The 16,363-nt window shown below is 73.9% G+C and carries 11 protein-coding genes; 7 read left to right on the forward strand and 4 right to left on the reverse strand.

Annotation, left to right across the window (positions count from 1 at the left end; translation table 11 throughout):
- The first annotated feature begins 472 nt into the window (after nucleotides 1–472).
- The gene (locus ACFCV8_RS21045) at nucleotides 473–1,663 is read left to right on the forward strand and encodes a lanthionine synthetase LanC family protein (protein WP_376686911.1); all 1,191 of its coding nucleotides are present in this window, start codon (nucleotides 473–475) and stop codon (nucleotides 1,661–1,663) included.
- A 15-nt stretch (nucleotides 1,664–1,678) separates the two neighbouring features.
- Here ACFCV8_RS21045 and ACFCV8_RS21050 read toward each other — a convergent pair whose 3' ends face one another.
- On the reverse strand, nucleotides 1,679–3,157 hold the full coding sequence (locus ACFCV8_RS21050) for a PucR family transcriptional regulator (protein ID WP_376686912.1): 1,479 nt from the start codon (nucleotides 3,155–3,157) through the stop codon (nucleotides 1,679–1,681).
- A 173-nt stretch (nucleotides 3,158–3,330) separates the two neighbouring features.
- Here ACFCV8_RS21050 and speB point away from each other — a divergent pair, with 173 nt between their 5' ends.
- The 3 genes from speB to ACFCV8_RS21065 all read left to right on the forward strand — a co-directional run bounded on the left by speB (nucleotide 3,331) and on the right by ACFCV8_RS21065 (nucleotide 9,353).
- A complete protein-coding gene (speB, locus tag ACFCV8_RS21055) occupies nucleotides 3,331–4,299 on the forward strand; it encodes an agmatinase (RefSeq protein ID WP_376686913.1) in 969 nt (322 codons plus the stop codon).
- 199 nt (nucleotides 4,300–4,498) lie between these two features.
- Nucleotides 4,499–5,467 (forward strand): serine hydrolase, encoded by a 969-nt coding sequence (locus ACFCV8_RS21060; protein WP_376686914.1) that lies wholly within the window; start codon nucleotides 4,499–4,501, stop codon nucleotides 5,465–5,467.
- A 112-nt stretch (nucleotides 5,468–5,579) separates the two neighbouring features.
- On the forward strand, nucleotides 5,580–9,353 hold the full coding sequence (locus ACFCV8_RS21065; protein WP_376686915.1) for an ABC transporter ATP-binding protein: 3,774 nt from the start codon (nucleotides 5,580–5,582) through the stop codon (nucleotides 9,351–9,353).
- A 21-nt stretch (nucleotides 9,354–9,374) separates the two neighbouring features.
- On the opposite strand, the gene ACFCV8_RS21070 is transcribed toward ACFCV8_RS21065, so the two are convergent.
- On the reverse strand, nucleotides 9,375–9,911 hold the full coding sequence (locus tag ACFCV8_RS21070) for a hypothetical protein (protein ID WP_376686916.1): 537 nt from the start codon (nucleotides 9,909–9,911) through the stop codon (nucleotides 9,375–9,377).
- Between the two features lie 160 nt (nucleotides 9,912–10,071).
- Here ACFCV8_RS21070 and ACFCV8_RS21075 point away from each other — a divergent pair, with 160 nt between their 5' ends.
- The gene (locus ACFCV8_RS21075; RefSeq protein WP_376686937.1) at nucleotides 10,072–10,530 is read left to right on the forward strand and encodes a hypothetical protein; all 459 of its coding nucleotides are present in this window, start codon (nucleotides 10,072–10,074) and stop codon (nucleotides 10,528–10,530) included.
- 65 nt (nucleotides 10,531–10,595) lie between these two features.
- The gene (locus tag ACFCV8_RS21080) at nucleotides 10,596–12,068 is read left to right on the forward strand and encodes an aminopeptidase (RefSeq protein ID WP_376686917.1); all 1,473 of its coding nucleotides are present in this window, start codon (nucleotides 10,596–10,598) and stop codon (nucleotides 12,066–12,068) included.
- 44 nt (nucleotides 12,069–12,112) lie between these two features.
- Here the strand turns inward: ACFCV8_RS21080 and ACFCV8_RS21085 are convergent, their stop codons facing one another.
- Nucleotides 12,113–13,966 (reverse strand): glycoside hydrolase family 3 protein, encoded by a 1,854-nt coding sequence (locus tag ACFCV8_RS21085; protein ID WP_376686918.1) that lies wholly within the window; start codon nucleotides 13,964–13,966, stop codon nucleotides 12,113–12,115.
- A 390-nt stretch (nucleotides 13,967–14,356) separates the two neighbouring features.
- Nucleotides 14,357–15,274, reverse strand: a complete 918-nt coding sequence (locus ACFCV8_RS21090; RefSeq protein WP_376686919.1) for a LysR substrate-binding domain-containing protein — start codon at nucleotides 15,272–15,274, stop codon at nucleotides 14,357–14,359.
- Nucleotides 15,275–15,404: 130 nt separating this feature from the next.
- Here ACFCV8_RS21090 and ACFCV8_RS21095 point away from each other — a divergent pair, with 130 nt between their 5' ends.
- Nucleotides 15,405–16,334: an EamA family transporter gene (locus ACFCV8_RS21095; protein ID WP_376686920.1), complete on the forward strand. Its 930-nt coding sequence runs from the start codon at nucleotides 15,405–15,407 to the stop codon at nucleotides 16,332–16,334.
- Nucleotides 16,335–16,363: the final 29 nt, after the last annotated feature.

Here is a 16,363-nt window from a genome sequence, read left to right on the forward strand (position 1 = left end):
GCGCACCCGGTGCGGCGGGCCGGGGCGGCCGGCACCCCGCAGGGAACACCAGGAGAACAGGAGGAAACGCCAGGCCCATCACGGAACTCACCACCTCGACGCCCTGATCGACGACCTGGCCGAGCGGATCACCGGCGCCGACCTGCCCGCCGTGGAGGCCGGCGACAGCCTGATCCGCGGCAACCAGTCCTTGTCCGCAGTCCTTGTCCGCGACAACTCGACCATCTGCGGGTCGGCCCTCACCTGCCGACGGCCTCCGCGAACGCCGCGGCCCCGCACAGCCGCTGACCGCCCACGAACCGCTGACCGCCCACGAACCGTCGACCGCCCACGACCGCTGACCGCTCCCCCCCCCACGACCGCCGGCAGCCGCACCACCGCTGACAGCACCCGCACGGACACCACGTGTCCGTCGTAGCGACGAACGGAGCCACCCGGACCGGTACGGGTGGCTCCCCGACGAGGAGCTCCGATGCATCCAGGTAACCAGGCTCCGCCCCGCCGGGCCGCCCTCGATCTCGCCGTCCGGTTCCTCGACGACTTCGCCCGGGGCCCCCACGTCACACCCGACCCCGGCGTTCCCGTACTGGCCGCACTGGTCAAGGAGACCCACGAGGCGGGCGCCTCGGCGAGCGCCCGGCGCGCGGTGGCGGCCTGGGCCCGGACCGTCGGCCGGGGCCCCTCCCACCACGGGCTGTACGACGGCGGCCTGGCCGGCACGTTCGTCGGGCTGCGCATGGCCGCCCGTATCCACCCGCAGCTGCACCGCGCCGCCGACCGGCTGCGCGACCACCTCCTGGACCGGGCCGCCGCCCACCCCTGGCGCACCACGGACGTCGGCCTGCCCGACTACGACCTGATCGGCGGACCGTCCGGCACCCTGCTCGCCCTCTGCGCCGGGGACCCCGAGCCGACCAGCCGTCAGCTCCTGCCGTTCGCCGCGCACCTGGCGATGCTGTGCGACCACGACGAGCTGCGCCGGCTGCACATCGGCCAGTACGCGGGCCACCCCCACCTGGGCTGGCTCCAGGGCCGCGTCAACACCGGGATGGGGCACGGCGTGGCCGGGCTCGTCACCGCGCTCACCGCCACGGTTCGTCGTACCGGGCCGCGCCCCCGGCTGACCGACGCCCTGCGCCGCACCACCGGCTGGCTGGTCCGGCAGTCCTTCGACGACGCCCGGTCCGTCCGCAGCTGGGACGGGGCCGGGCTCGACGGGCCGCCGCCCACCGGCCCCCGGGCCCGGCAGGCCTGGTGCTACGGCGCCCCCGGCATCACCTGGGCCCTCTGGGACGCGGCCGACGCGCTCGGCGACCGGGAGGGCGCCGACTGGGCGGCGCACGCCTTCACCACCGTCGCCGAGCAGTACGACATGGACCTCCACCTCTACGGTGCCCCGCTGACCGACCGGCTCGGGCTCTGCCACGGGGCGGCGGGCGTGCTGGCCGTGGCGGACGCCTTCCACCACCGGGCCGGGGTGCCCGCCGCCGCCCTGCTCGCCGCCCGCCTGACCGCGCACCTGAGCGCCCGCCTGCCGGACGCCCTCGCCGCCGCCCGCCCGTCCACCGCCCTGCTCGACGGCGCCCCGGGCGCGCTCGGCGCCCTGCTCACCGTCACCCACGGCACCTCGCGGGACTGGCTGCCCTGCCTCGGGCTGCGGTGACCGGGAAGGAACCGTTCAGCGCAGCGTCCGCAGCGCGAACCACAGCTCCGTGCGTACGTCCATGTCGTCCAGGTCCGCGTCGAGCAGGGCCGCGCAGCGGGTGATGCGCTGGCGGACGGTGTTGCGGTGGATGCGCAGGGCCGCGGCCGTGCGGTCCCAGCTGCCGTGCAGGCTCAGCCAGCAGCGCAGCGTCTCGGCCAGCGGCTCGGTGAGCGGGGCGAGCAGGGCGTGGGCGTGCGCCTCGGCCGTCGCGGCGGGGACCAGGGCGGCCAGGCCGGTGCCGGCGGGGTCGCGGTGGTGCGCCAGCGGGGTACGGGTGGCGACGGCCCGGCCCAGGGCGCGGGCGGCCTGCCGGTCGGCGGCGGCGAGGCCGTCGAGGGCGGCGGGGGCGGAGGCGCCCAGGGTCCAGCCCGGCTGCGGGGTGATCCGGCCGCCGCCGGGGAGACCGGGGACCAGTACCCGTACCGGCTCGCCGCCCCGCCCCGCGTCGACCAGGGCCGAACCGAGCGCGGCCCCCAGCGCCCCCGTGGTCAGCGGGTCCACCGGGCCGTCCCCGCTGCGGCGCGCGTGCACCACCGTCCACTCCCCGGCCCCGCCGAGCAGCGGTTCGACGTCCCGCGGGCCCGCGCCCAGCAGCAGCCGGACCAGGGCCGCCGACCGGCCCGCCGCGTCGGCGCCCTGGTGCGGGGCGGCCAGCAGGGAGAGCAGGACGACGGCGACCCCGGCGATCGTGTGGTCGCCCGGCTCCCGCCGGTCCGTCGCCAGGGCCAGGACGAGCCCCTGCCCGCCGCCCAGCGCGTACGCCGACAGCCGGGTGTCCCGCAGCGTGTCACCGGCCGACGCCGGGCCGGGGCGCTCCCCGGCCGCGACCACCCCGGTCAGCCGGGCCAGCGCCGCCCGGGCGTCCGGGGCCGGGACGGGGCCGAAGGCGTGCAGCTCCTCGCCGCCGGCGGCGAGCAGGACGGCCCGGCCGCCCAGCTGGAGGGCCAGCTGGCGCAGGACCGCCGGGACCGGGTCCGGGCGGGCCGCCGCCGAGGCCAGCGCCTGCTGGGCCCGCGTCACCCGGCGCAGCTCGCGCAGACGGGCCTCGGCCATCAGCCGCCACACCGCGCGGGCGATCGCCGTGAACGGCGTCCCCGGCCCCACCTCCACCAGCGGCAGACCGTGCCGCTCGCACGCCTCGGCCAGCCCGCGCGGCACCGTGTCGAACACCGGCGTCACCCCGAACCCGAGCGCCGCCGCCCCCGCCTCCACCAGCCGGGCCACGAAGGCGTCCGGGTCCGTCAGCTGCACCCCGGCGGTCAGCAGCAGCTCACCACCGAGCAGATACGGGTACGGATCGGCCATCTCCGAGGTGTGCACCCACAGCAGCTCCGCGTCGGCCGGGCCCGCGATCAGGCGCAGCCCCAGCTCCTCGCGGGCGAGCAGCTCGGCGAGCGGCACCGGGGGAGTGGGCGGGGCGGGCAGGGCGGGCCCGCCCGGGGCGTGCGACATGGACGATCCATCCATCGAACGTGGCGATGATGGATGAAACGTACTCTTCAACGCGGCCCATGGGCCACCTACCGTTCCTTCACGTCGGAACATCGGACACGCGCGCCGCCCCACGACCCCTCGTGATGCCCCGGCCGCGTACGTGATCGAGAAGCGAAGGAAAGGCACCCCACATGAGCAGCAACGAAACGCCGCGCGGCCCCGTCGACTCCTCCCGCGTCCCCCGGTACGCCGGTCCCGCCACCTTCGCCCGGCTGCCCCGCCTCGACGAGGTCGGCACCACCGACGTCGCCGTCGTCGGCGTCCCCTTCGACACCGGTGTCTCCTACCGCCCCGGCGCCCGCTTCGGCGGCAACGCGATCCGTGAGGCCTCGCGCCTGCTGCGCCCGTACAACCCGGCCCAGGACGCCTCGCCGTTCGCGCTCGCGCAGGTCGCCGACGCCGGGGACATCGCCGCGAACCCGTTCAACATCAACGAGGCCGTCGAGACGATCGAGGCCGCCGCCGACGACCTGCTCGGCACCGGCGCCCGCCTGATGACGCTCGGCGGCGACCACACCATCGCCCTGCCGCTGCTGCGTTCCGTCGCGAAGAAGCACGGCCCGGTCGCCCTGCTCCACTTCGACGCCCACCTCGACACCTGGGACACCTACTTCGGCGCCGAGTACACCCACGGCACCCCGTTCCGGCGCGCCGTCGAGGAGGGCATCCTCGACACCTCCGCGCTCTCCCACGTCGGCACCCGCGGCCCGCTCTACGGCAAGCAGGACCTCACCGACGACGAGAAGATGGGCTTCGGCATCGTCACCTCCGCCGACGTCATGCGGCGCGGCGTCGACGAGATCGCCGACCAGCTCCGTCAGCGGATCGGCGACCGGCCGCTGTACATCTCCATCGACATCGACGTCCTGGACCCGGCGCACGCGCCCGGCACCGGCACCCCCGAGGCCGGCGGCCTGACCTCCCGCGAGCTGCTGGAGATCGTCCGCGGGCTCGCCTCCTGCCACCTGGTCTCCGCCGACCTGGTCGAGGTCGCCCCGGCGTACGACCACGCCGAGATCACCTCCGTCGCCGCCTCCCACACCGCGTACGAGCTGACCACGATCATGTCCCGGCAGATCGCGGCCTCCCGGACCGCCTGAGCCCGCACGGCACGGGCCCGCACGGCACGGGCCGGTGGCCCGGCGGCGGGACTGCGCCGCCTGCACGACACCGGACACACACCGCAGGGTGATGTGCGCCGCACGACGCGTGTCTCGTACAACTTTTCCGTTCCCCAGGAGTCATTTGTTTCGGGCGTGCCGGGGGCGCGCCCGAACAGATGACTCAGGGGGAAGCCTCATGAACGGATCCCACATATCCCGCCGCGCGCGGGGCGCGCTGTCCGTCGCGCTCGCCGCCGGTGTACTCGTACCGGTGGCGCTCACCGCCGCGCCCGCCGCCGCGGCGACCCCGACGGTGAGCTGCACCTCCGGCAAGGCGGGACTCGCCGCCAAGCTGTCGAAGGACATCACCGCCGCGCTCAAGGGCCGCAAGTCGACCACCGCCGTGGCGCTCTACGACCGCACGACCAAGACCAACTGCACCCTGCGGGCCACCACCACGTACGACTCCGCCAGCGTGGTGAAGGCGACCGTACTGGCCACGCTGCTCTGGGACAACAAGAAGCACGGCCGCTACCTCACCCAGCGCGAGATCAACCTCGCCACCGCCATGATCACCAAGTCCGACAACGACGCGACCACCAGCCTGTGGAAGCAGCTCGGCGTCACCAAGGTCAAGGGCTTCCTCAAGGCGGCCGGGATGACGCACACCGTGCCCGGCTCCGGCGGCTACTGGGGGCTCACCCAGATCACCGCCCAGGACGAGCTGCGGCTGCTCCACCTGCTGACCGTGAAGAACAGCGTGCTCAGCGACAACTCCCGCACCTACGAACTCGGGCTGATGAAGAAGGTCGTCGCCTCGCAGCGCTGGGGCACCCCGGCCGGGGCCCCCTCCGGGGTGACCGTCCAGGTCAAGAACGGCTGGCTGCCGCGCGCCACCCACGGCTGGCGGGTGCACAGCATCGGCGCCTTCACCGGCAAGGGGCACGACTACGCGATCACCGTGCTCACCCACGACAACAAGACGATGAACGACGGCATCAACACCGTCCAGGCCGTCGCCCGCGCCGTGCACAAGGACCTCAACCCGGCCGTCGCCGCCAGCGCCACCACGACCGTCGCCCCGCCCGCCGCCCCGCAGGAAGCGGTGCCCGCGGTGCCGGAGGCCCCGGCCGTCCGCATGCTCACCGCGACGCCCCGGTCGTAGGACCGGCCGGCGTCGGCGTACGACCAAAGGCCCGTCTTTGTAACAGCGGGATGAAATCCGCAGCCCACCGCGTTGGTGCCTTCCGGTAGACCAGGTCTTACGGGAGGCACCGGTGACGGACGAAGAGGACGCACAGAGCGTGGCACGGACCCCGGGCTGGGCCCGGCGCCTGTGCGGCTACGCATGGCGCTACCGGCGCAATGTGCTGCTGGCGCTCGGCTCGTCGCTCGCGGGCATGGCGGTGATGGCCCTCGTCCCGCTGGTCACCAAGGTGATCATCGACGACGTCGTGGTCGGCCACACCCGGTCCCTCGCCGTGTGGACCGGACTCCTCATAGCCGCCGCCGTGCTCGTCTACATAGCCACCTACATACGCCGCTACTACGGCGGCCGGCTCGCCCTCGACGTACAGCACGACCTCCGTACCGAGATGTACGGGACGATCACCCGGCTCGACGGGAGGCGGCAGGACGAACTGTCCACCGGCCAGGTCGTCGGCCGTGCCACCAGCGACCTCCAGCTGATCCAGAGCCTGCTGTTCATGCTCCCGATGACCATCGGGAACATCCTGCTCTTCATCATCTCCCTGGTGATCATGGCGTGGCTGTCGCCGCTGCTCACCCTCGTCGCGATCGCCGTCGCCCCCGCCCTCTGGTACATCGCCCGCCGCTCCCGCTCCCGCCTCTTCCCCGCCACCTGGTACGCCCAGGGACAGGCCGCCGCCGTCGCCGGGGTCGTCGACGGCGCCGTCTCCGGCGTCCGGGTCGTCAAGGGCTTCGGGCAGGAGGAGCAGGAGACCGGCAAGCTCCGCGAGGTCGGCCGCCGCCTCTTCGCCGGACGGCTCCGCACGATCCGGCTGAACGCCCGCTACACCCCCGCCCTCCAGGCCGTCCCCGCGCTCGGCCAGGTCGCCATGCTGGCGCTCGGCGGCTGGCTCGCCACCCGGGGCCAGATCACCCTCGGCACCTTCGTCGCGTTCTCCACCTACCTCGCCCAGCTCGTCGGACCGGTCCGGATGCTCGCCATGGTCCTCACCGTCGGCCAGCAGGCCCGCGCCGGCGTCGAACGCGTACTGGAGCTCATCGACACCGAACCGACCATGAAGGACGGCACCAGGGAACTCCCGGCCGACGCCCCCGCCGGCGTCGAGTTCGACGACGTCCGCTTCGGCTACACCGACGACCGCCCCGTCCTCGACGGCTTCTCCCTGACCATCGAGCCCGGCGAGACCGTCGCCGTGGTCGGCGCCTCCGGCAGCGGCAAGTCCACCGTCTCCCTGCTGCTGCCCCGCTTCTACGACGTCACCCGCGGCGCCGTCCTGGTCGGCGGCCACGACGTCCGCGAACTCACCCAGTCCTCGCTGCGCGCCGCCATCGGACTCGTACCGGAGGACAGCTTCCTCTTCTCCGACACCGTCCGCGCCAACATCGCCTACGGGGTCCCCGACGCCACCCAGGAGCAGATCGACCAGGCGGCCCGCGCCGCCCGCGCCGACCGCTTCATCGCCGAACTGCCCGAGGGCTACGACACCAAGGTCGGCGAACACGGACTCACCCTCTCCGGCGGCCAGCGCCAGCGCATCGCGCTCGCCCGCGCCATCCTCACCGACCCCCGGCTGCTCCTCCTCGACGACGCCACCTCCGCCGTCGACGCCCGGGTCGAGCACGAGATCCACGAGGCGCTGCGCCAGGTGATGGCCGGGCGCACCACCCTGCTGATCGCCCACCGCCGCTCCACCCTGAACCTCGCCGACCGGATCGCCGTCCTGGAGAACGGCCGCCTCGCCGACATCGGCACCCACGAGGAGCTGGAGCGCCGCTCCCCGCTCTACCGGCGGCTGCTCACCGACCCCGAGGGGCTGGGCGGCGCCTCGCCCGGCCACCAGCCGCTCACCCCCGCCGCCCCCGACTCCGACCCCGAGGCCGACCGAACCCTCCAGGAGGAGCTGGACGCCGAGTTCGACGCCGAGCGCGGCATCAGCCCCCACCTGTGGGTCCGCAAGGAGGAGCCGGGCGACACCGCCACGGCCGGCATGCCCGCCACCCCCGAGCTGCTCGCCCAGGTCGAGGCACTGCCGCCCGCCACCGACACCCCCGGCATCGACGAGGCCCGTGCCGTGCGCCCCGAGGACTCCTACGGGCTGCGCAGGCTGCTGCGCGGCTTCGGGCCGCCGCTGCTGGTGAGCCTGGCGCTGGTCGCGGTCGACGCGGGCGCCGGGCTGCTGCTGCCGGTGCTGATCCGGCACGGCATCGACCAGGGCGTCAGCCGGCTGGCGCTCGGTGCGGTCTGGGCGGCGTCCGCGCTCGCCCTGCTGGTCGTCCTGGTCCAGTGGGCCGCCCAGATCGGCGAGACCCGGATGACCGGCCGTACCGGCGAACGGGTGCTGTACGCGCTCCGGCTGAAGATCTTCGCGCAGCTCCAGCGGCTCGGCCTGGACTACTACGAGCGCGAGCTGACCGGCCGCATCATGACCCGGATGACCACGGACGTGGACGCGCTGTCCACGTTCCTCCAGACCGGACTGGTCACCGCGTTCGTCTCGGTCGTCACCTTCCTCGGCATCATGGTCGCGCTGCTGGTGCTGGACGTGCAGCTGGCCCTGGTGGTCTTCGCGACGCTGCCGTTGCTGGTCGTCGGCACCTTCTTCTTCCGCCGCAAGAGCGTCCGGGCCTACGAGCTGGCCCGGACCCGGATCAGCGCCGTCAACGCCGACCTCCAGGAGTCCGTCTCCGGGCTGCGGATCGTGCAGGCCTTCCGCCGCGAGCACGACGGCGCCGAGCGGTTCGCCGGCCGCAGCGACCACTACCGCGAGGCCCGGGTGCGCGGCCAGTGGCTGATCTCGGTCTACTTCCCGTTCGTGCAGCTGCTGTCCTCGGTGGCCGCCGCGGGCGTGCTGATCGTCGGCGCGGGCCGGGTCGACCACGGCACCCTCACCACCGGCGCCCTGGTCGCCTACCTGCTCTACATCGACCTGTTCTTCGCCCCGGTCCAGCAGCTCTCCCAGGTCTTCGACGGCTACCAGCAGGCCACCGTCTCCCTCGGCCGCATCCAGGAACTGCTGCGCGAGCCGGCCTCCACCAAGAGCGCCGACGAACCGCTGGACGTGCTGTCGCTGCGCGGCGAGATCGCCTTCGAGGACGTCTCCTTCGCGTACGGGGGCGGCGAGGCGGCCGACGCCGCGGCGGCCGAGGAGGCGCTCGCGGACGTCGGGCTGCGGATACCGGCCGGGCAGACCGTCGCCTTCGTCGGCGAGACCGGTGCGGGCAAGTCCACCCTGGTCAAGCTCGTCGCCCGGTTCTACGACCCCACCGGCGGCCGGGTCACCGTCGACGGCACCGACCTGCGCCGCCTCGACCTCACCGCCTACCGGCACCGGCTCGGGGTCGTGCCGCAGGAGGCGTACCTCTTCGCCGGCACGGTCCGCGACGCCATCGCCTACGGGCGGCCCGGGGCCACCGATGCCGAGGTGGAGGCGGCGGCACGGGCGGTCGGCGCCCACGACATGATCGCCACCCTGGACGGCGGCTATCTCCACGAGGTCGCCGAGCGGGGCCGCAACCTCTCGGCCGGGCAGCGCCAGCTGATCGCCCTGGCCCGCGCCGAGCTCGTCGACCCCGACATCCTGCTCCTCGACGAGGCGACCGCCTCCCTGGACCTGGCCAGCGAGGCCCTGGTCAACCAGGCCACCGACCGCCTGGCCGGCCGCCGCACCACCCTGGTCGTCGCCCACCGGCTGACCACGGCCGCCCGCGCCGACCGGGTCGTGGTGATGGACCACGGCCGGGTCGTCGAGGACGGCACCCACGACGAGCTCCTCGCCCAGGACGGGCGCTACGCCGTGCTGTGGCGCACCTTCATCGGGGAGGACGAGCCCGCCGCGGTGTGAGCGGCGGGCCCGCCCGCCCGGTCACCGGGTGCTGTCGGACCGGTCGGAGATGTCGGAGATCTTCCCGGTCCGCAGGTCCGAGCGGACCGTCAGGTACGTGTACGAGGGGTGCTTCCCGCCGCTCCAGGTGAGCCGCACCGCCGACCAGGTGTGCCCGGCGCCGCTGTCGCCCGGGGTGACCCGGAAGCCGAGCGGGGCGTTCTGCGCGCGGAGCACCCCGTCCGCGTTGTGGCGGCGCTCCCAGGCATCGAGCTGGGAGCGGAACCGGGGGGTCAGATAGAACGCGCGCAGATCGGCGGCGGCCCGCCCGCCGTCCTCGGCCGACACCGCGTCGATGTAGGCGCCGTAGAAGTGGGCGACCTGCTGGCGCGCGGAGGAACCGAGCCCGGCGTCGGCCGGCGCCGGGGCCACGGTCTCCGGCAGGGTCTGCGGGGCGCGCGGGGGAGTCGCCGCGACGGCCGGGACCGCGGCGAGGGAGGCCAGCAGGGCGGCGGCGAGCAGCGTACGGCCGACGGGACGCCGGCCCCGGGGGCCCGGCGCGGTGCGGAGTGGAGGCATGAGGGTTCCTGCCTTTCGTGTGGCTCTGTCCTGTGGAGCCATGCTGGCGCCTTCGCCGCCCCGCGTACGGGGCACTCCGCGTGCAACCTTCGGACGGGCTCCCTGCGTCGTACACCTGTATGCGCAGGTGCTGAATCAGGGTGCGTATGTTCGAGTGATGATGAGGCGACGGGTGACCAGAGCGACGGACAAGTCCGCGGGGACGACCGGCAGCGAAGACGACGGCCCCGCCCGGCGGCCCCGCCGGGCGCTGGTGCGCACGGTCGTCCTGTCCGTGGCGGCGGCCCTCGGGCTGGTGCTCGGCGGCCCCGCGGTCGGCCCGGCCGGCGCCGTCTCGGTCTGCGCCGGGCGTCCCGCGAAGACCGTCTCGTTCGGCACCGGCGAACTGCGCGTCTACAAGAGCCGCTCCTACGCCTGCGCGCTGGCGGTCGCCAAGAAGTCCGGCCCGCGCCGCACGATGTCCGTGACGATCCAGGCGCGCGGCGGTCAGCCCGTCACCGACCGGGGCCGGTACACCAAGCAGGCCGGCCCGGTGACGGTCCACGCCCTCAACCGCTGCGTCCGCGTCACGGGCACGATTTCCGGCAAGTCGGGCTCCACCGGCTGGATTCTCTGCTGAGGGCCTCCCCGAAGCGGTGAAAGACCCTAGGCTCGCCGCCGACAAGGCGAATCGAGGGAGGTCGTATGCGCAAGGCGTTGAGAGGGTTCCTGTCGCTCGCGGTGCTCATCGGGACAGTGGGGGTGACGGGGGCACAGGCCGGGGCGGCCACCGCCGTCCGGCCGGCCGCGGTGACCGGCGGGGTCACGGCCTCCGACGACGGCACCGGTGCGGACATCAAGGACCGCATCCTGGCGATCCCCGGGATGAGCGTCATCGAGGAGAAGCCGTACGCGGGCTACCGCTACTTCGTCCTCTCGTACACCCAGCCGGTAGACCACCAAGACCCGTCCCGCGGCACCTTCCAGCAGCGGATCACCCTGCTGCACAAGGACACCTCCCGCCCGACGGTCTTCTCCACCAGCGGCTACAACGTCTCCACCACCCCCGGCCGCGCCGAGCCGACCCGGATCATCGACGGCAACCAGGTCTCCCTGGAGTACCGCTACTTCACGCCGTCGCGGCCCGCGCCCGCCGACTGGTCCAGGCTCGACATCCGCCAGGCGGCCGACGACCAGCACCGGGTCTTCACCGCCCTGAAGCGGATCTACCCCGCCAAGTGGCTGGCCACCGGCGCCTCCAAGGGCGGCATGACGGCCACGTACTACGAGCGCTTCCACCCCGGCGACATGGACGGCGTCGTCGCGTACGTGGCGCCCAACGACGTGGTCGACAAGGAGGATTCGGCCTACGACCGCTTCCTCGCCCGGGTGGGCACCAAGGCCTGCCGCGACCGGCTGGCCGCCGTCCAGCGCGAGGCCCTGGTGCGCCGCGCCCCGCTGGAGGAGAAGTACCGCGCGTACGCCGCCGAGCACGGCTACACCTTCGACACCACCGGCTCGCTGGACAGGGCGTACGAGGCCGTGGTCATGGACTACTACTGGACGTTCTGGCAGTACAGCCTGCCCGCCGACTGCGACACCGTCCCCGCCGACGCGGAGTCCGCCACCGACCAGGAGATCTGGGACTCCGTCGACGCGATCACCGGGTTCTCCACCTACACCGACCAGGGCCTGGAGAAGTACGTCCCGTACTACTACCAGGCGGGCACCCAGCTCGGCTCGCCCGACATCCGCCAGCCCTGGCTCGGCAGCCTCAGCCGCTACGGCTACCAGCCGCCGCGCACCTTCGTACCGCGCTCCATCCCCATGAAGTTCCAGCCCGCGGTGATGCGCGACATCGACGGCTGGGTGCGCCACCACGGCGAGCGGATGCTGTACGTGTACGGCGAGAACGACCCGTACGGGGCCGAGCCCTTCCGGCTCGGCGCGGGCTCCCGGGACAGCTACGTCATGACCGTGCCCGGCGGCAACCACGGCGCCACGGTCGGCGCCCTCGCCGAGGGCGACCGGGCGAAGGCCACCGCCGCCGTGCTGCGCTGGGCGGGTGTCGCCCCGGCCGCCGTGCGGGAAGACCCGGCGAAGGCGCAGCCGCTCGCCGCGTACGACGCCCGCCTCGACAAGCGGGACGTGCGCGAGGAACGCGGGCCGCGCCGGTAGCCCCGCACGGGGAGGGGCCGGTGCGCCGGCCCCTCCCCGACGGCTCAGTACCGCAGCCCGTAACCCACCGGGTGCAGCACCCGGGCCGGGTCGTCCGCCCGCTGCACCGGGACCGGCAGGGTGCCGCGCGGCGCGGCCCGGCCCGCGATCACCCGGGCGGCGGCCCGCAGTTCCACATCGGTCCAGGAGTACGTGGCCAGGTTCGCCGCGAAGCCCGTACCCGCCAGCTGGGCGACGTCGTACGGATTGCGGATCGCCACCGTGATCACCGGGACGCCGGTCGCCGCCAGCTCGCCGACCAGGGTGCGCTGCGAGCTGCTCGCCGAGACGTTGTACGTCGCCACGACCACCGCGTCCTTGCCGCGCGCGGCCGTCACCGCCCGGTCGATCATCGTCCGGGCGGGGGCGGTGCCGGTGGACAGCGCGGTCGCCGCGAAGCCCAGTTCGCCGAAGGCGGTGGCCAGGGTGGTGGTCGGCGGGCCGGTGGTGCCGGACGGGGACGCCGGGTCGGCGCCGACCACCAGCAGGTTCTTGTGCGAGCGGCGGGAGAGCGGCAGCACCGCCCCGTCGTTGGCGAGCAGCGTCGTGGTCCGCTCGGCGATCCGGTCGGCGGCGGCGAGGTGCGCCCGGGTGCCGACGGTGCGGTCCACGCCCGCGTGGCTGACGAACGGGCTGTCGAACAGCCCCAGCTTCGTCTTCAGCCGCAGGATGCGCAGGATCGATTCGTCGAGCCGGGCCTCGGTCAGCTCACCGCTCTTCACCGCCGCGAGGACGGCCTGCCACGCGACATCCAGGTCCGGCGGGTTCAGCAGCTGGTCGACGCCCGCCTTCAGCGCGAGGACCGGCACGCGTGCGTCGCCGTACTTCGTCCGCACCCCCTCCATGCCCAGCGCGTCGGTCACCACGACCCCGTCGTAGCCCAGCTCCTCGCGGAGGATGCCGGTGAGGATCGGGCGGGAGAGCGTCGCCGGGTCACCCGACGGGTCCAGCTCCGGGACCACGATGTGCGCGGTCATGATCGAGTCGATGCCCGCGGCGATCGCCGCCCGGAACGGCGGCGCGTCCAGCTCGGCCCACTCGGCCCGGGTGTGGGTGATGACCGGCAGCCCGGTGTGGCTGTCGGTGCTGGTGTCGCCGTGGCCCGGGAAGTGCTTGGCCGTCGAGGCGACCCGGCTGCTCTGATACCCCTTCACCTGCGCGGTGACCAGGCCGGCCACCGACTGCGGGTCGGAGCCGAAGGACCGTACGCCGATCACCGGGTTGGCCGGGTTGACGTTGACGTCGGCGTCCGGGGCGTAGTTCTGGTTGATGCCGATCGCGGCCAGCTCGGCGCCCGCGATCTGCCCGGCCCTGCGGGCGTCGGAGCGCGAACCGCCCGCGCCCAGCGCCATCGCGCCCGGCATCAGGGTGGCCGGTTCGCCGACCCGGCAGACGATGCCATGCTCCTGGTCGGTGGAGACCAGCAGCGGCAACGGGGTGGGCCCGGCGAGTCCGGCGCGCTGGATGCCGTTGGAGAGCTCGGCGATCTGGTGCGGGTCGCGGGTGTTGTGCGCCCAGACGAAGTAGATGATTCCGCCGACGTGGTACTTGGCGATCATCTCGGCGGCCGTACGGACCCCGATCTCGGACAGGTTGGCGTCGATGTCGGCCTGGTCGGGCTCGGTGGCGGAGTGCCCGTACACCCGCATCACGAAGAGCTGCCCGACCTTCTCCTCCAGGCTCATCCCGGAGATGAGCCGCCGGATGCGCCGGTCGGTGACGGCTGATTCGTGCGGCCCGCTGCTCGCGGACCTCGGAGCGGCGACGGCGCCGGGGGCCAGGCCCGCGCCGGTGACGGCGGCGACCGCCGTCGCCGCGGTGGCGGTGAGAAGGGTCCGTCTGGAGGTGCGGTGCTGCACGTGAGCTCCTTCGGCCGTACTCGGGGACGAGAGGTGGGGAGAGAAACCTCTGCTGAAAGAAACTGCCAAGAAGCACGGATATCCAGAAAATAACTTCCGGTCAAGGGTCCGGACCGTTCCGGACCGCGCGGCGTGGCCCCCATTCCCGGCCACTGCGGGCGGAATCGGTCGGCCGGTCGACCGGTCGGAACCGGTCGGCCGACGGGCGGAATCGGTCGGCACACGGAACCGGTCGGGCAGCCGACGGGGCGGAAACGGCCGGCGATCGGAACTGATCGGTCAGCGGGTAAGTCGGAACCGGTCGGTGGACGAAGTCGGTCGGCAGTCGGAACCGGTCGGCGGGCGGAATCGGTTGGTGGACGGAACCGGTCGGCGGTCGGAATCGGTCGGTCAGTCGGCGGGCCGCAGCCCCACCGCCGCCCCGTGCGCCCGCAGCGCGGCCACCGCCGCCGTGATCGCCGGGCGCCGGGCCGCCTCGGTGCGCCACAGCGCGTACAGCCGCCGCACCGGCACCGGGTCGAGGTCCACCGCCACCACGCCCGGCGGCAGCGGCCCCCGCCCCAGGCGCGGGATCATCGCGACTCCGAGACCGGCGGCGAGCAGGGCCAGCTGGGTGTGGTTCTCCTCCGCCCGGTGCCGGAGGTCCGGCTCGCAGCCCGCCGCCCGCAGCGTCCGTACGAGCCAGTCGTGGCAGACCGTCCCCGGCGGCTGGCAGATCCACCGCTCCTGCGCCAGCTCCTCGCGCCGAACCGCCGCCCGCCCGGCCAGCCGGTGCCCCTCGGGCACCAGCAGATCGCAGAGGTCGTCACCGAGCACCGCCTGTGCCACGCCCTCCGGTGCGGGCAGCGGGGCGATGTCCCAGTCGTGCGCGACCGCGAGATCGATCACCCCCTTGGCCACCAGATCGACCGACAGATGCGGATCGACCTCGGTCAGCCGGACGTCCAGGGCCGGATGCTCCCGGTCCAGCTCCGCCAGCACCCCGGGCAGCAGCCCCCGCGCCGCCGAGGCGAACGCGCCGATCGACAGCCGCCCGGTCGGTAGCCCCCTGCGCTCCTCCAGGGCCGTCTCGGCACGCTCCACGATCGCCAGCAACTCCTGGGCCGTACCGGCGAGATGGAGCGCCTCCTCGGTCAGCGCGACCCCGCGCCCGCGCCGCTCCAGCAGGGGCGTCCGGGTCTCCCGTTCCAGCTTGGTGATCTGCTGCGAGACCGCCGACGGGGTGTAGCCGAGCGCGGCGGCGGCCGCCGCCACCGAACCGTGCACGGAGACCGCGTGCAGGGCGCGCAGCCGGGCCAGATCGAGCACCGGACCTCCAGGATCCCGAGGGGCGCCCGGTCCACCGGCCGACCAGCACCCGATTCATTAGCAATGCTCAATTCCACCATGAAGGAATCCGTGCTGGTGCTACATGGTCGGGGTGGGTGATCCTCGCCGCATGCGTCCCTTCCACATCGCCCTGGCCGTCCTGGTGGCCGCCGTCTGGGGTGTCAACTTCGTCGTCATCGCGGTCGGTCTCGACCACTTCCCGCCGCTGCTCTTCTCCGCCCTGCGCTTCCTGGCCGCCGCCCTGCCCGCGGTCCTGTTCGTCGGCCCGCCCAAGGTCGCGTGGAAGTGGATCGTGGGCGTCGGGCTGGCCCTCGGGGTCGCGAAGTTCGGCCTGCTCTTCATCGGCATGGACCGCGGCATGCCCGCCGGGCTCTCCTCCCTCGTGCTCCAGGTCCAGGCGGTCTTCACCGCCCTCTTCGCCGCCTTCGCGCTGGGTGAACGGCCGGGAAGGGTACGGCTGACGGGCATGGGGGTCGCCCTCGCGGGCATCGGGGTCGCGGCGGTCGACGAGGGGGCGGGCGGGCCCGTGCTCGCCTTCGTCCTGGTGATCGCGGCGGCCGCCTGCTGGGGCGTCTCCAACGTACTGACCCGCAAGGCCGCCCCGCCCGACTCCCTCAACTTCATGGTGTGGGTCTCGACCGTGCCGGTCCTCCCGCTGCTCGGCCTTTCGCTCCTCTTCGAGGGCTGGGACCGGGACCGGGCGGCGCTGGCCGCGCTGGACTGGAGCGGCGCCGGGATCATCGTCTACGTCGCCTGGATCACCACCGTCTTCGGCTTCGGGGTCTGGGGCTTCCTGCTCCGCCAGTACCCGGCCTCCTCGGTGGCCCCGTTCACCCTGCTCGTCCCGGTCTTCGGGATGTCCTCCGCCGCGCTCCTGCTCGGCGAGTCGGTGAGCCCGCTGCGGTGGTGCGCGGCGGCCCTGCTGGTCGGCGGGGTGGCTCTGACCTCCCTGGCGGGGGCGCGGCGGCCCGGTACGAGGGCGGTGGCGGCTCCCGTTACGGGCCCGGACGGCTCCGAGCGGGTGGCGGCGGGGCGGTAGGCCGGTCCGGGGCAGTACGTCCGGGTGCC

Origin of the sequence: Streptomyces sp. NPDC056347 (assembly GCF_042262625.1) — a bacterium.
Classification (GTDB): domain Bacteria; phylum Actinomycetota; class Actinomycetes; order Streptomycetales; family Streptomycetaceae; genus Streptomyces.

Coding starts and splice junctions, on each gene's coding strand:
- ACFCV8_RS21075 (WP_376686937.1), top strand. CDS start 10,072: ATGAGGCGACGGGTGACCAGAGCGACGGACAAGTCCGCGGGGACGACC.
- ACFCV8_RS21060 (WP_376686914.1), top strand. CDS start 4,499: ATGAACGGATCCCACATATCCCGCCGCGCGCGGGGCGCGCTGTCCGTC.
- ACFCV8_RS21050 (WP_376686912.1), bottom strand. CDS start 3,157: ATGTCGCACGCCCCGGGCGGGCCCGCCCTGCCCGCCCCGCCCACTCCC.
- ACFCV8_RS21080 (WP_376686917.1), top strand. CDS start 10,596: ATGCGCAAGGCGTTGAGAGGGTTCCTGTCGCTCGCGGTGCTCATCGGG.
- speB (WP_376686913.1), top strand. CDS start 3,331: ATGAGCAGCAACGAAACGCCGCGCGGCCCCGTCGACTCCTCCCGCGTC.
- ACFCV8_RS21045 (WP_376686911.1), top strand. CDS start 473: ATGCATCCAGGTAACCAGGCTCCGCCCCGCCGGGCCGCCCTCGATCTC.
- ACFCV8_RS21095 (WP_376686920.1), top strand. CDS start 15,405: ATGCGTCCCTTCCACATCGCCCTGGCCGTCCTGGTGGCCGCCGTCTGG.
- ACFCV8_RS21070 (WP_376686916.1), bottom strand. CDS start 9,911: ATGCCTCCACTCCGCACCGCGCCGGGCCCCCGGGGCCGGCGTCCCGTC.